The sequence below is a fragment of the Parageobacillus sp. G301 genome (genome assembly GCF_030268025.1).
Classification (GTDB): domain Bacteria; phylum Bacillota; class Bacilli; order Bacillales; family Anoxybacillaceae; genus Parageobacillus_B; species Parageobacillus_B toebii.
The window spans coordinates 122104-136305 of the sequence record NZ_BSDB01000001.1; the positions used below are offsets into that span (position 1 = coordinate 122104).

Below are 14202 nucleotides of genomic sequence, written 5' to 3' on the forward strand. Positions count from 1 at the left end.
ATCAATGGCGAAAAATTCACTGATGAATAAATAATTTGCCTTTCCAGATTAGAAAATAAAGAAAGATATCATCCAGCAAAGAAGAAGATCCAATGAGCAAAATCCCGTTTTTCGCCATTCAGCCGGCATCTGATCGGCGTGCCGCCGATCGGGTTACCGAACACTTGCGGCTGGAAAACAAACATATGAAGCGTCCGTAGCGATCAAGAAAGGGGAAGCAGCATGAACACCGGAAACGTAAAAGCGCTTGTCTTTGATTTAGACGGTACATTGTATGAAGAAACTCATCACTTTGAATATTACGCCGCGCAGGTCGCCAAGCGGCTGCGTGAAAAAGATCAACACCGTTTTTGGGAAGATTACCGCGCGGTTCTTTCCGGCCGCCATCCGCTTCGCATCGGCAGCGTGTACGACACGGAGAAGGATCTTATTTTGTTTTTGCAAAACGGCATCGTTAGCGAAGCGTACCGCTGGAACGGCGAAAAGCTGGGCGCTGCCGAAGTAAAAACGATCTACCCCGGGCAGGTGAAAATCGATCTTGACCGCTTATTTAGCATCGGCGACTTATGGTGGGTGCCAAGCTCGATCGGCCGCCATTACGGTTTAACGAATGAAGATACATATGCGGCGTTTTTGGAAACGAGAAAGTGGATGATGGGGCCGGAATTTGAAATGAAAGGAGTTTCTGGACTTGCCGAGACGCTAGAGCAGCTGAAAAACCGTACTGTGCTCATTTTAATGACGAACAGCCCGGAGCCGGACAGCGAAGCGATTTTGCAAAAACTAAAGCTGGCTGATGTTTTTCATCATAAAATTTTCCAAGCGGGCAAGCCAATCAAAACAGCCACTCATTTCGAGGAGATTCGCGAGCGCTATCACATCGAGTATGAAGAAATAGTCAGCATCGGCGACAATTTGGAAAATGACATCCTCCCGGCGCGCCGGCTTGGCTGCCGCACCATTTTTATCGATGCGTATAGACTGGCTAAGCACGGCGATGCCGATGTCATTGTCGCTTCAATGTCGGAATGCGTCCCTGTCCTGCGCCGCCTCCTATAACGCCGGCATTGCGATGTCCTTTTATTTTGGCGCCCTGGTTAGCAAATAGCTTTTACGGGGAGCGGGCGGCGGGGAATTTATTTCAAACAATATTCAGAAAATTATTGATATTATCAGTGGAGCGTAGTATGGTAAAAGAAAACATATACATACTAACTGGTTGGTCAATTAATGAATAATGTATAACAAGTAGTAATAGGAAGAATAACAGAAGCGTATTTTTTTTGTAAACGCTTTCTAAATTTGTTGTTGAGGGAGGAGAGGCGAATGAATAATCGCCATTTTCCATATTGGCCAAAACGGTTGAGCAAAACGCTGACTGTTCCGGAAACGACGATCTTCGATCATTTAGAAACGACAGCAAAGCGTTACCCTCAAAAACACGCCATCCACTACTACGGCGCCTCTTATTCTTACAAACAATTATGGGAGCAAGCCAACGCACTTAGCGGTTATCTGCAGCAAAAATTTTCCATCCAACCAGGTGACAGAGTGCTTTTATACATGCAAAATTCCCCGCAATTTATCATTTCCTACTATGCAATTTTACGTGCGGAAGCGATTGTTGTTCCGATTAATCCGATGAATACAACCGAAGAGCTTTCGTTCTATATTCAAGACTGCGAAACGAAAGTCGGAATCGTCGGTCAAGAATTATTTGGAAAAGTAGAACCGTTGCTTTCGTCCACAACGTTAGAACATGTTATTGTTGCTGCTTATTCGGATTATATCGCCGCACCTTATCCCGTTTCTCTTCCTGACGAGGTGGCATTGCCGCGGCAGGCGTATGCCAATGACCGTGTATACTATTGGACAGATTGTTTAGAGGCGAATCTTCTGCCGAAAGAATATAAAGGCCATGTCGATGATATTGCTGTGCTGCCGTATACATCGGGAACAACGGGGGTGCCAAAAGGGTGCGTTCATTCGCACCGGACGGTAAACGCCAACATTGTCAGCGCCTATCATTGGGCAAACGTGACAAGCGATACGGTTTGCCTCGTCACCTTGCCGCTCTTTCATGTGACGGGAATGGTCCACAGCATGCATCTTCCAATTTTTGCGGGCGCGGCGATGGTGCTGTTGACCCGTTGGAATCGCGATAGTGCCGCGCGTTTGATTGAAATGTATCGCTGTACACATTGGGTCAATATTAGCACGATGCTTATTGACTTTTTGGCGAATCCGTCATTGTCAAAATATGATATTTCTTCTCTTGCTAGCATCGCTGGCGGGGGCGCGCCGCTTCCAGAAGCGGTCGGAGAAAAATTGTTTAAGCTGACAGGAGTGCAATATATGGAAGGATATGGGCTTTCCGAAACGATTTCGCATACCCATTTCAACCCGCCGGATCGTCCGAAATTGCAATGCTTGGGCGTTCCATCGTTTGACGTTGACGCCCGCATCATTGAGCCGGAGACCGGAAAAGAGCTTGGCGTCGGGGAAGCAGGCGAAATCGTCGTGCACGGCCCACAAGTGTTTAAGGGATATTATCGCCGTGAAAAAGAAACGGAAGAAGCGTTTATTGAAATCGATGGAAAACGGTTTTTCCGCACCGGCGACATTGGGCGGATGGACGAAGACGGATATTTCTTCATTGTCGACCGTGTCAAGCGGATGATCAATGCGTCTGGGTATAAAGTATGGCCGACGGAAGTCGAATCTCTTTTGTATAAACATCCAGCCGTCCAGCAAGCATGCGTTGTCGGGGTTCCTGATCCGCGCCGCGGCGAGACGGTGAAAGCATTTATTGTGCTTCAAGATGAGTACGTCGGCAAAATCACAGAAGAAGAAATTATGGAATGGTCCAAAACACAAATGGCCGCCTATAAATATCCGCGCATCGTCGAATTCCGTTCGTCGCTGCCGATGACATCAAGCGGAAAATTATTGTGGCGGAAATTGCAAGAAGAAGAGTATCAAAAATTAGAAAAAGAAGTAAAAGCATGAAAGTGTGTGCATAATCAGCAACATAAGGCCGCTTCCAAAAAGCAAAAACTGCTTTTTGGAGCGGCCTTTTTTCTATGATAGAAAAGATGCATATTTTTCCTTTTTCGTTAGAAAATAAAGGAAGACATTTTAAAAAGGGAGGGGGATGAGGTGCCGACAATAGAAAAGCAACTCCTGTTTTTCTCATTCCTTGCAATCGCCTTGTTTGTATCGCCGTATTTTCTGCTTGGCGAAGATGCGCATATGCGTGTGCATGATAATTTAGATTCCAATATTGCATGGTATAAAGTCGTCACGAGGAGCGGAGAGTTATTTGGTTCGGTTCATGCGGTCATCCCGCAAATTATTAACGGGTTGCCTCGAAATGCGTTCGGTACGGAATTTAGCGGAATCGTTTGGCTTCACGCGCTATTTCCATCCATTTACGCATATGGACTTAGTCAGGCGATTACTCGCGTGTTTGCGTTTATCGGCATGTACTTGCTGTTAAGGAAATATGTTATTCCAGATGAAAAATGGGTATGGATTCGCATTGGAGCGTCGCTTGCTTTTGCGCTGACACCGTTTTGGCCATCAGGGATGCTTAGCACACTTGGAATGCCGCTTGCGCTGTGGGCGCTTCTGAACATCCGCGCTGGCGAGCGTTCGTGGGTAAACTATCTTGTGCTTACGCTATTGCCGTTTTATTCGAGTCTCGTGCTCGGCTTCTTCTTTTTTCTTAGTGCGATGGGAATATGGCGGCTTGTCGACGTCATTCGCGGGAAAGGATGGAATTGGCGCTTTTTCTTTGCCATTGTGTACATGACGGCCATTTATTTGGCGGTGGATTACCGCCTTGTTCATTCGCTGTTATTTTCTGATGAACCGACAAGCCGTGATGAGTATTTTCATGCCCGCTTGCCGCTTTGGCGTGTCATACGGCTAATTTTTAAAAACTATATTCTCGGCCATACGCATGTGATGACGGTACACGGACTTATCATTTTGCCATTGACATTGATGGCGTTGTATATCGTTTGGAAGAAAAAGTTATGGAAGCGGGAAAAGCTATTTGTATTTTTACACGTATTGAATTTTGCGCTGTCGACGTGGTACGCGTTTTGGTTTTATAAAGGCTGGGTCCCGTTAACAGAACGTTTTGATCTTCTGGATAAATTTAATTTTGCCCGCTATCACTTTTTGCGGCCGATGGTCATTTATGTGCTGTTTGCCATTTCCCTTAAAATTTTATGGCAGCAAGGCCATTCGTGGAAAAAGGCGTGTTTTGCAGCGATTGCCGCTCAGTTAGTCGTTCTCACCGCTTTTAACGAGGAAATTGCGTATCGCAATAAGCCGTCGTTTCGCGAGTTTTATGCGGAAAAGCAATTCCAAGAAATAAAAGAGCACATCGGACTGCCGGTTCACAAATATCGTGTCGCCAGCATCGGCATTCACCCGGCAATCGCGCAATATAACGGATTTTACACATTAGATACGTATAACAATTTTTATCCCCTGTCATATAAACATAAGTTTCGCCAAATTATTGCAAAAGAGCTGGCGAAAAACAAAAAGCTGCGCGAATACTTCGATGAATGGGGCGGACGTTGCTATATTTTTGTCGACGAGTTAGGAAAACATTATATGTTTAACAAGAATTCAAAACGAAAGATTAAACATTTACATCTAAATACGAATGTATTTCGCGAAATGGGCGGCCGTTATATTTTCTCGGCATTGTCGATTGAAAACGCAAAACAAAATCAGCTGACGCTTGAAAAAGTGTTTCATTCCAAAGAATCGGCATGGACGATTTATTTGTACAAGGTGATACCGTAAGGAGGGGTTAACATGAACGAACCAATGCTTACAATTGTCGTGCCGTGTTATAACGAAGAGGAAGTATTGCCGGAAACGATTCGCCAGCTCCGCAATCTGCGGGAGGAGCTGATTGCCGAGCGCCTTGTTTCTCCTGAAAGCACGTTATTATTTGTCGATGACGGAAGCGGTGATGCGACATGGGACATTATTTATAAAGCAAGCTTGCGTTACCCGGAAGTAAAAGGGGTGAAGCTTGCGCGCAATGCGGGGCATCAAAACGCGCTGTTAGCGGGGCTGTTTGCTGCGAAAACGCGTTCTGATTGCATCGTTTCGATCGATGCAGATTTGCAAGATGATATTTCCGTCATTCACGATTTTGTCCAAAAGTTTCATGAAGGATATGAAATTGTGTATGGGGTGCGCAATAAGCGCGATACGGATACGTTTTTTAAACGCCATACTGCTCAATGGTTTTATAAACTGATGAGAGCGATGGGAGTCGATCTAGTTTATAACCATGCCGATTATCGGTTAATGAGCCGGCGGGCGGTAGAGGAGCTCGAACGGTTCGAGGAAGTGAATTTGTTTTTGCGTGGAATCGTGCCGCTACTAGGGTTTCGGTCCACAACCATCTATTATGATCGGAAAGAGCGGTTTGCAGGAAAAACGAAATATCCGCTCAAAAAAATGATCGCGTTTGCCCTTGATGGGATCACTTCGTTTAGCATTACGCCGATTCGCATTATTTCGCTCATTGGATTTGTTTCCTTTTTCGTCAGCTTATTGTTTGGAGTATATTTTCTTCTTTTAAAATTTACCGGCCATACGCAAACAGGATGGACATCGCTTATTACATCCATTTGGTTTCTTGGCGGCTTGCAGCTTATTGCGTTTGGGTTGATCGGAGAATATATTGGGAAAATTTATAAAGAAACGAAACGGCGCCCCCGATACATTGTCGATCTTGATTTATTTAATTTGCCGATGCCGCAGCCGTGGCGCCAATCTCCTTCACTAAGTGAAGGATCAACGATGCCGGAATTTTCAAAACACCGTTCATAATGTGATATTTTTACTTGCAATATGTGAAAAGAAGGAGTAGACTCTTTTGTGAAAAACTATATATTGTTTTGCGGGAGCTTGCGGAAGCAGGCTGAGAGTACGGCTAATTCCGCCGTTGACCGTTCGAACCTGTTTGGGTAATGCCAGCGCAGGGAAAGTGACTGTGGGATCCGTATACACTTTGCTTGCGCGCAAAGTGTTTTTTTATTCGCAAAAAAGGGAGAGGATGGGAAATGAACAACCAAGAAGCGATAAACGCATTGCAAATGGTTAGACAAGCCAATCCGCTTGTACATAACATTACGAATGTTGTCGTAACGAATTTTACGGCAAACGGCCTGCTTGCGTTAGGTGCTTCACCGGTCATGGCGTATGCGAAAGAGGAAGTTGCGGATATGGCAAAAATTGCGGGGGCGCTTGTCTTAAATATCGGAACATTAAATCCAACAGAAGTGGAAGCGATGATCATTGCCGGAAAAGCGGCAAACGAAGCTGGCGTTCCTGTTATTTTCGATCCGGTTGGCGCCGGGGCGACGCCGTATCGCACGGAGACGGCGCGAAACATTGCGAGCGCGGTCCAACTGTCTGTCATTCGCGGCAATGCGGCGGAAATCGCGAATACTATCGGCGAATCGTGGACCATTAAAGGCGTCGATGCGGGAGAAGGCAGCGGGGATGTCGTATCGCTTGCGAAAAAAGCGGCCGAGCAGCTGAAAACAGTAGTCGCCATTACAGGAAAAGAGGATGTTGTAACAGATGGAAATACGACGTATATCATTCGTAACGGGCATCCGTTGTTAACGAAAGTGACCGGAACTGGCTGCTTATTGACATCTGTTATTGGCGCATTTGCGGCTGTAGAGCGGGATGTGTTAAAAGCGGCGGCGGCGGCGCTTGTCATCTATGGAGTTGCCGCGGAAATCGCTGCGAAAAATGCAGGAGACGAAGGACCGGGCAGCTTTCAAATCGCCTTTTTGGACGCGCTTTTCCGCGTAGGAGCGGATGAGATCAGCCGATACGGTCGCATTGAACGAGTAGAATGAAGGGAGAGAAAATCATGGTATATAAAGCGTTAACGATTGCTGGTTCGGACAGCGGCGGCGGTGCTGGGATTCAAGCGGATTTAAAGACATTTCAAGAATTGCGTGTATTTGGGATGTCCGCATTAACAGCGGTAACGGCGCAAAATACACTCGGCGTGCAAGGAGTATACCCATTGTCGCCGGAAGCGGTCGCGCAACAAATTGAATCCGTCGGAACCGATTTAGGAGCGGATGCTGTAAAAACCGGAATGCTGTTTAGTGCGGAAATTATTGAAGTGGTTGCTTCGAAAGTGAAACAATTCGGGTGGGAACGCCTCGTCGTCGATCCGGTCATGATTGCCAAAGGCGGTGCTCCGCTATTGCAAGAAGAGGCGGTAAGCGCATTAAAAACGCATTTGCTTCCGATTTCGATGGTGGTTACTCCGAACATTCCGGAAGCGGAAGCATTAACCGGCCATACGATTCGAACGATTGAGGACCGTAAGGAAGCGGCGAAACGTCTGCATGAACTAGGAGTGAAATACGTCGTGATCAAAGGCGGCCACGACGATGATGGAGAAGAAACGGTCGATGTATTATATGACGGAAGTGAATTTTTCTATTTCACAAGCAAGCGAATCGATACAAAACATACGCATGGAACAGGATGCACGTTTGCCGCAGCGATAACGGCAGAACTCGCAAAAGGAAAAACGGTGCAAGAAGCAGTGCAGACAGCGAAATCGTTTATTCAAGCCGCCATTAGTCATGAATTAGGCATCGGCCACGGTCACGGCCCGACAAATCATTGGGCGTACCGGGAGAAACAAGCGCGGTAGGTGAATGGAAAGTGGCCCGAATTGCAAGCGAAATAATGAGAGAACGATTGAAAGTATATTTTATTATGGGAAGTACAAATTGTAAAAAACAGCCATTAGAAGTATTAACAGAAGCGATTGATGGCGGAATTACGCTGTTTCAATTTCGCGAAAAAGGGAGCGGTGCGCTTGTCGGTGAACAAAAATACGAGTTCGCCAGACAGCTGCAAAATATTTGCAAAAAGCGCGGCATACCGTTTATCGTCAATGACGATGTCGAACTAGCGCTAGCTCTTGATGCCGATGGTGTGCATATCGGGCAGGATGATGAAGATGCGCGCATCGTCCGCGAAAAAATCGGCGATAAAATTCTTGGAGTGTCGGCACATAATTTGAAAGAAGCGCAAGCGGCGATCGCTGCTGGTGCCGATTATATCGGAGTTGGACCAATTTATCCAACGAAATCGAAAGAAGATGCGAAGAAAGCGCAAGGTCCTGAGATTATTCGCTTTCTTCGTGATCAAGGAGTCGATATTCCGCTTGTGGCCATTGGAGGCATTACCGCGGAAAATGCTGGTGAAGTGATGAACGCCGGAGCGGACGGTGTTTCCGTCATTAGCGCAATTGCTTCGGCTGCATCCCCGTTTATGGCAGCAAAACAACTCGTTCAAACGGTGTTCAACAACGAATAAAGGTGCCCCGAATGTGTTGGGGCACCTTCTTTTTTGCCATTTAAGAAACAGCCTGTTTCTTTTTCGGAAATTGCCATTCCAAAAGTGGGCGCATAATGCGTACAATCGGTTTGCTTCCAAGAACAAGCACAACGATGACGGACAATCCTAGTAATAGCGGGTAACCGTGAATGCTCATAATAAAATCTGGAAGTTTTGTTTCATGCAAGTATTTTAAAATAAACCCGTGCAAAATATAAATATAAAATGTTCTTGTGCCTAACACCGAGAAAGAAAAACGACGGTTTGGAATAAGCGAGAGAAAACTGACCATCATCAGAGTGCTTGCGCTATAAATGACCAGACGCACGAAAATTCCTTTTTCCTCTGGTACGCCGAGCGTATCGTATGATTTGGAACCGTATAGCCATTCTTGCGGCAAATCAGGAAATCCGAAATGAATCATGATAAACATCCCGACTAGTGCAAATAGTGAAAATAAACGTACGCGCCATGTAAATAATCGTTCAATATTCTTTTTTTGAAGGAAAAATCCTAATAAAAAGAATGGGAAAAACGTAAACGTACGCGATATACTTAGCCATTTCTCTGCTTCGATCATGCCTGCTCCTACTCCCAAAAGAAGGGCAAGCAATAGTGAAACGTGTTTTGGGATTTTGGCAAAGATCCATAATAACAAATTCCAACTAAATAAGCTAATTAAAAACCATAGACTCCATTGGGGAGTGAGCAAATCGAATTCAATGGAATCTTTTTGATATAAAAAGTAATAGTAAACTGAATACAACAGTTGAAAAATAAGGTAGGGAAGCAATAATTTTTTTGTTATCTTTTTTAAATATCCTTGTTCATGAAATTTTTTTGCAAAATAACCTGAGATAAAGATAAACGCCGGCATGTGGAAAAAGAAAATCCAAATATATAAGCTATGCACCCAGAGCACATTATCAATATACGGGCGGAGAAAATGACCGAACACGACGAGAAGCATCAGTGCGCATCTTGCATTGTCAAAGTAATAATCGCGTTCGCTCATTGTATCTTCCTCCCTTCTTATCTATACCAATTCGAATAATACTTTTTCTTTTTTGAGGGGTCAATAGCATATCAATTTTTGGGAAAGGTGTGACAATTTGATGATGGAACGAGAAACTACCGATATGACCCAGTTATTAGAAGTAATCAACGCGAAAGGGGACGAAGGAGAACTTAAAGAAATATGCAATGAAGATTTATTTTGGAAAAGTCTGCGTGCGTTAGCGGAAGATAGCGCCAAAGCGGACGAAGAAGGGAGGGAAAATTCGTAATGGAAGTCATGCGTGCGAGACAAATCGCTGAATTGGGAAAAATCGTGCCAGTTACATACGAGGGGCAACAAGTAATGATTCAACACGTGGATGAAGAACGGGAAATGGCGCATATTTATATAAAAAATCGTCCAGAAGAAGAAATGGAGGTACCGGTTCGCCTTCTGCAAGAACAATAATCGTATTCGAATGGCGCTTGCGTTTTGGGTATGGTATAATAATAAAAAATGAATAAGCATATTGGAGTGAATCGTATGAACATCGGGTTTGGAGAAATTGCCCTTATCGTTTTTTTCGCGCTATTAATTTTTGGCCCAAAAAAATTGCCGGAATTAGGACAAGCGGCTGGAAAAACGTTGCGTGAATTTAAAAATGCGACAAAAGGAATTATCGATGATGAAGAGCAAAAAGTACAAAAATAAGGACTTGGTAATACATACCAAGTCCTTATTTTTGTTCCAAATCGCATTCATGCAACGGAACGATTTTTGTTTTTTTCACAAACTTATACCCAAGCCAGACGATAATAAAGAGCGGAAGGCCGATATACGAAACAAGAACCCCATACCAGTCGATCGTTCCGCCAATAAAAGCCGGATAGTTTTGTCCTAAAATAACAATGGTGCAAACAATAAATGCAAAAATAGGACCGAACGGGAACCATTTCGCTTTATACGGTAAATCATCGAGGCTTTTCCCTTGAGCAATATACGCTTTACGGAATCGATAGTGGCTGATCGCGATCCCGAGCCATGCAATAAACCCTGACATTCCGGAAGCGTTCAATAGCCATGTATAAACGACACCATCGCCAAAGAAAGAAGCTAAAAAAGCAAGCGTTCCTATTAATGAAGTAACAATAAGCGCATTTACCGGAACTCCGCGTTTATCCAGTTTCGCTAAAAATCTTGGCGCTTTCCCTTCACGGGCTAAATCCCAAAGCATGCGGGTAGATGCGTACATGCCAGAGTTGCCTGCCGATAAGACAGCAGTTAAAATGACGGCGTTCATTACCGAAGCAGCAAAGGCGATTCCAGCTTTATCGAATACGAGTGTAAACGGGCTAACCGTAACATCGTCATTGGCAAGTCTTTCATCTGTATAAGGGATTAACAAGCCGATTGCCAAAATAGCTAATACATAGAATAACAAAATGCGCCAAAACACCCGGCGAATGGCACGGGGAATGCTGTGTCCCGGATCTTCTGTTTCTCCAGCAGCGACCCCTAACAATTCCGTTCCCTGAAAGGAAAATCCCGCCGCCATAAAGATTCCTAACATAGCCATAAAGCCGCCATGAAACGGGGCATCTCCAATGGTAAAGTTTTTAAAGCCAACTGCTTCACCGCCCATGATTCCGAAAATCATCAGGAAGCTGACAATTAAAAACACGATGACAGTTGCCACTTTAATGAGAGAAAACCAATATTCCGCTTCTCCGAATCCTTTCACCGATAAGTAATTTAAAAGAAACATAATGCTTAAGCAAAGCGCGCTCCATAAAATCGATGGGCTATTCGGAAACCAAAATTTCATAATCATCGTGACGGCAGATAGTTCCGCGGCGATCGTAATCGCCCAGTTGTACCAATAATTCCATCCTAATGCAAACCCTAATGCAGGATCAACGAATTTCGTTGCATATGTGCTAAAAGATCCAGAAACAGGCATGTATGCGGCCATTTCCGCAAGGCTTGTCATTAAAAAGTACACCATAATGCCAATGGCTATATATGCCGCAAGTGCTCCACCGGGCCCTGCCGTATGTACTGCTCCGCCGCTTGCCAAAAATAAACCTGTACCGATTGTTCCTCCGAGGGAAATCATCGTTAAATGGCGTGTTTTTAGTTTTCGCCGCAATCCGCTCTCAGAAAAGGGAGCTGCAGAAGAAGCAACCATTGTTTTTGTTGCTGTTTTCATTAATGAATCACTCCTTTATTATTTACCAATATTATGCTGAAAAATATAAAAATTAATAATTTTTATTAATAAGATGTTCTGTGACATCCATATAATAAAAAAAGCCGTCGAAGGAGATTCGACGGCAGTGATGAAATAACTGCATACATCAACTCTCCCATGAAGATAGCGCTCCATACCCTCAAATTCATGCGGGTATGACAGTGTTGCCCCTATTCGGTGACAACCCCAGCCTGAGCACCCAGAGAAATGCCCAGACTTCGGCAGCTTTTCCTTTCCGGTAAAGTCGTTGACGTGCTCTGCGTCTCGTTTACCGTACTCATAAAAGCTGCGACCTCTACTTCAATGGTCGAATGAGCGGCATATTCAATTATACTTCAATTATACTAATATATTTTTATTTTAATCTATTATTGTAATTATAGCAATAGAAAATTAGAAATAAGAGAAAGTCTTTGAAAATGCCACCATATAATAACTATATCGATGTTTTTTTATAGCGCACCAATTTTGATTGAAGTAAGCTGTAAAGAACAATGGGGTGGCGCTCTGATGTTAAAAAAAATGACTATTACTATTATTGGAAGTATGTTTCTTGCAATCGGGATTAATGTTTTTTTAGTTCCCCATCATTTGTTAGATGGGGGGATTATTGGAATTAGTTTAATCGTCAAATATATTTGGCATGTAAAAGTAGGATTAACGATTGTTTTATTAAGTATTCCCCTTTATATTATGGCTTGGTTTTACTATCGCCCATTTTTTTATAATAGCCTTCATGGTTTACTGTTTTCCTCATTGATGATTGATATATTTTCCGTGCTGCGTGGCGTCATTATGCTTGATCCAATGATCAGTTCCATTATTGGCGGAGTTTTAGTCGGCATCGGAATCGGCATCATGTTGCGGGAGGAGACGAGCACGGGAGGGACGGATTTATTAGCACAATTTATTGCGAGAATGACGAATTGGAATGTCGGAATTATTATTTTTATGATGGATACGTTTATTATTGCGGTTGGGAGTTTCATCATTGATTCCACTTCGTTTCTTTATTCGCTTGTTGTAGTAGCGATAGTAGGCATCGCGACAACTATGTTAACACAGACAGGCGGATGGAGACGCCATGTTATGTAATCTCCACCCGTATCGTTAACGCCAACTGCTTGCCTGCTCTAGTGCGCGATATACATTGATTAAACCATATCCATAATACGGATCTTTGCCATTTTCCCCCAGGTCAGCAGCTGTCTCGATAATGATTTGTTTTACATCATCGTTCGTAAGATGCGGGTTCATTGAACGAATGAGACCAGCTAATGCAGTTACGTGCGGTGCAGCCATGGATGTCCCAGAAAGTGCTGCATATCGATGCTGCGAAAAAGTGCTGGCAATATTTGTTCCTGGTGCTACCACATCTAAATACGTTCCATAATTAGAATAATGTGCGAAAGAAAGATCGGGATTAACAGCACCAACGCTGATGACCTCAGGATATGCCGCTGGAAAGCTAGGCTGTGCGGTGTTATCGTTTCCGGAGGCGGCAACGAGTACGACATCGCGATCATACGCATAACGGATGGCCTCTTCTAATACAGTGGACGGCTGATAATTCCCAAGACTTAAGTTGATGACTTTTGCCCCATGATCTACCGCCCAGCGAATCCCTTTTGCCACGTCAAAGGCAGTTCCATATCCTTCTGAATTTAATGCTTTGATCGGCATAATTGAATTAAACCATGTCATTCCGGCAACACCTTCACCGTTGTTTGGCTGTGAGGCGATGATGCCGGCTACATGCGTACCGTGACCATTATCATCTTCCGGAGCGTTATTATTCGCGAGAACGTTATATCCTTTTTGCAGGCGATGAACGAGATCAGGGTGATCTAAATCAACGCCGCTATCAATAATGGCAATGGTGACGCTTTTCTTTCCTCGAGACAATCGCCAGCCTGCTTCGGTGTCGATTGCTGGCAAATTCCATTGATAACGTGAATATAATAAATCATTCGGGATTTCGTTTTGCAAATAAATGTAGTTTGGCTCACTGTAGGCAACCGTTGGAATTGATTGAAAGTAATAGCGTAATTCATGATATGTTTTGCTGTTAGAACGAAAGATAAAAAAATGATCAAACTGATTGATCAATTTTCCGTCGATTGCTCGTTCTATTCGTTGGAGCTCTTGTGCTGTAGGAAGCTTTCGAAACCGAACCGTAATTTCATGATTAAAATAATGGCTTTTGTCGCGGCCGTTATGATCGATTTTTATTATTTTCGGGCGGCTGTTTAACTTGTTTTTGATTTTTTCGCCCATTGCTAGACTATCCAATGTAACGACAGTCGGATGGGAACGGGGCGTCGTTGCCACATAAGGGGCTGGTTTCGGTCTTAACTGATTCGTTTCTTCATGGTGGACTGTCGGACGATATGTCGTCACAATTGCTGCAATCATAATAAAAAGAATAGCAACTCCAGCAGTGATAGCGAAAAGAGTTTGTTTATTCATCGATGTGTCACCTCACTAGTTATAGGGTGAGCCAACAGAAAAAAATTATGAAAAAAAGCTG

14 protein-coding genes and 2 riboswitches are annotated in these 14202 nt (G+C 44.0%); of the genes, 11 read left to right on the top strand and 3 right to left on the bottom strand.

From position 1 onward, the window contains the following. Positions 1-222: 222 nt before the first annotated feature. The 7 genes from QSJ37_RS00635 (at position 223) to thiE (ending at position 8403) form a co-directional block, all read left to right on the top strand. A complete protein-coding gene (locus tag QSJ37_RS00635; protein ID WP_285752710.1) occupies positions 223-1059 on the top strand; it encodes an HAD family hydrolase in 837 nt (278 codons plus the stop codon). Positions 1060-1326: 267 nt separating this feature from the next. Further along, entirely contained in the window at positions 1327-3009 is a 1683-nt protein-coding gene (locus QSJ37_RS00640; RefSeq protein ID WP_285752713.1) for a long-chain fatty acid--CoA ligase, read from the top strand. A gap of 150 nt (positions 3010-3159) precedes the next feature. Continuing rightward, positions 3160-4827 carry a DUF6044 family protein gene (locus QSJ37_RS00645; RefSeq protein ID WP_285752715.1) on the top strand — a complete coding sequence of 556 codons (1668 nt, stop codon included), beginning with the start codon at positions 3160-3162 and terminating at the stop codon, positions 4825-4827. A 12-nt stretch (positions 4828-4839) separates the two neighbouring features. Beyond that, positions 4840-5871, top strand: a complete 1032-nt coding sequence (locus tag QSJ37_RS00650) for a glycosyltransferase family 2 protein (protein WP_285752717.1) — start codon at positions 4840-4842, stop codon at positions 5869-5871. A 60-nt stretch (positions 5872-5931) separates the two neighbouring features. Then, positions 5932-6043, top strand: a riboswitch (TPP riboswitch). A 61-nt stretch (positions 6044-6104) separates the two neighbouring features. Further along, entirely contained in the window at positions 6105-6914 is an 810-nt protein-coding gene (gene thiM, locus QSJ37_RS00655; protein ID WP_062755287.1) for a hydroxyethylthiazole kinase, read from the top strand. 14 nt (positions 6915-6928) lie between these two features. Further along, complete coding sequence (thiD, locus tag QSJ37_RS00660; protein WP_097354950.1) at positions 6929-7732, top strand: bifunctional hydroxymethylpyrimidine kinase/phosphomethylpyrimidine kinase; 804 nt, start codon at positions 6929-6931, stop codon at positions 7730-7732. Positions 7733-7743: 11 nt separating this feature from the next. Then, complete coding sequence (gene thiE, locus QSJ37_RS00665) at positions 7744-8403, top strand: thiamine phosphate synthase (RefSeq protein ID WP_285752721.1); 660 nt, start codon at positions 7744-7746, stop codon at positions 8401-8403. 40 nt (positions 8404-8443) lie between these two features. On the opposite strand, the gene QSJ37_RS00670 is transcribed toward thiE, so the two are convergent. After that, positions 8444-9439, bottom strand: coding sequence for an acyltransferase family protein (locus QSJ37_RS00670; RefSeq protein WP_285752723.1), 996 nt, complete (start codon positions 9437-9439; stop codon positions 8444-8446). Between the two features lie 100 nt (positions 9440-9539). Between QSJ37_RS00670 and QSJ37_RS00675 the strand changes: the two genes are divergently transcribed. The 3 genes from QSJ37_RS00675 to QSJ37_RS00685 all read left to right on the top strand — a co-directional run bounded on the left by QSJ37_RS00675 (position 9540) and on the right by QSJ37_RS00685 (position 10132). Further along, positions 9540-9710, top strand: coding sequence for a hypothetical protein (locus tag QSJ37_RS00675; RefSeq protein WP_285752726.1), 171 nt, complete (start codon positions 9540-9542; stop codon positions 9708-9710). Continuing rightward, positions 9710-9889, top strand: coding sequence for an H-type small acid-soluble spore protein (locus tag QSJ37_RS00680; protein WP_285752727.1), 180 nt, complete (start codon positions 9710-9712; stop codon positions 9887-9889). The genes QSJ37_RS00675 and QSJ37_RS00680 overlap by 1 nt, the downstream gene beginning before the upstream one ends. Positions 9890-9964: 75 nt before the next feature. Next, complete coding sequence (locus QSJ37_RS00685) at positions 9965-10132, top strand: twin-arginine translocase TatA/TatE family subunit (protein ID WP_015864102.1); 168 nt, start codon at positions 9965-9967, stop codon at positions 10130-10132. A gap of 25 nt (positions 10133-10157) precedes the next feature. On the opposite strand, the gene QSJ37_RS00690 is transcribed toward QSJ37_RS00685, so the two are convergent. Next, complete coding sequence (locus tag QSJ37_RS00690; RefSeq protein WP_285752732.1) at positions 10158-11630, bottom strand: amino acid permease; 1473 nt, start codon at positions 11628-11630, stop codon at positions 10158-10160. A 158-nt stretch (positions 11631-11788) separates the two neighbouring features. Then, positions 11789-11978: riboswitch (Lysine riboswitch) on the bottom strand. A 204-nt stretch (positions 11979-12182) separates the two neighbouring features. Here QSJ37_RS00690 and QSJ37_RS00695 point away from each other — a divergent pair. Next, complete coding sequence (locus QSJ37_RS00695; RefSeq protein WP_285752735.1) at positions 12183-12767, top strand: YitT family protein; 585 nt, start codon at positions 12183-12185, stop codon at positions 12765-12767. Positions 12768-12782: 15 nt separating this feature from the next. On the opposite strand, the gene QSJ37_RS00700 is transcribed toward QSJ37_RS00695, so the two are convergent. Then, positions 12783-14141, bottom strand: a complete 1359-nt coding sequence (locus tag QSJ37_RS00700) for a S8 family peptidase (protein ID WP_285752737.1) — start codon at positions 14139-14141, stop codon at positions 12783-12785. Positions 14142-14202 lie beyond the last annotated feature (61 nt).

What these genes read in the sequence shown, in the direction of transcription:
- QSJ37_RS00695 (WP_285752735.1), top strand. Translation starts at nt 12,183, where the DNA reads ATGTTAAAAAAAATGACTATTACTATTATTGGAAGTATGTTTCTTGCA.
- QSJ37_RS00670 (WP_285752723.1), bottom strand. Translation starts at nt 9,439, where the DNA reads ATGAGCGAACGCGATTATTACTTTGACAATGCAAGATGCGCACTGATG.
- QSJ37_RS00700 (WP_285752737.1), bottom strand. Translation starts at nt 14,141, where the DNA reads ATGAATAAACAAACTCTTTTCGCTATCACTGCTGGAGTTGCTATTCTT.
- QSJ37_RS00685 (WP_015864102.1), top strand. Translation starts at nt 9,965, where the DNA reads ATGAACATCGGGTTTGGAGAAATTGCCCTTATCGTTTTTTTCGCGCTA.
- QSJ37_RS00680 (WP_285752727.1), top strand. Translation starts at nt 9,710, where the DNA reads ATGGAAGTCATGCGTGCGAGACAAATCGCTGAATTGGGAAAAATCGTG.
- QSJ37_RS00675 (WP_285752726.1), top strand. Translation starts at nt 9,540, where the DNA reads ATGATGGAACGAGAAACTACCGATATGACCCAGTTATTAGAAGTAATC.
- QSJ37_RS00640 (WP_285752713.1), top strand. Translation starts at nt 1,327, where the DNA reads ATGAATAATCGCCATTTTCCATATTGGCCAAAACGGTTGAGCAAAACG.
- QSJ37_RS00635 (WP_285752710.1), top strand. Translation starts at nt 223, where the DNA reads ATGAACACCGGAAACGTAAAAGCGCTTGTCTTTGATTTAGACGGTACA.
- thiD (WP_097354950.1), top strand. Translation starts at nt 6,929, where the DNA reads ATGGTATATAAAGCGTTAACGATTGCTGGTTCGGACAGCGGCGGCGGT.
- thiM (WP_062755287.1), top strand. Translation starts at nt 6,105, where the DNA reads ATGAACAACCAAGAAGCGATAAACGCATTGCAAATGGTTAGACAAGCC.
- QSJ37_RS00690 (WP_285752732.1), bottom strand. Translation starts at nt 11,630, where the DNA reads ATGAAAACAGCAACAAAAACAATGGTTGCTTCTTCTGCAGCTCCCTTT.
- QSJ37_RS00650 (WP_285752717.1), top strand. Translation starts at nt 4,840, where the DNA reads ATGAACGAACCAATGCTTACAATTGTCGTGCCGTGTTATAACGAAGAG.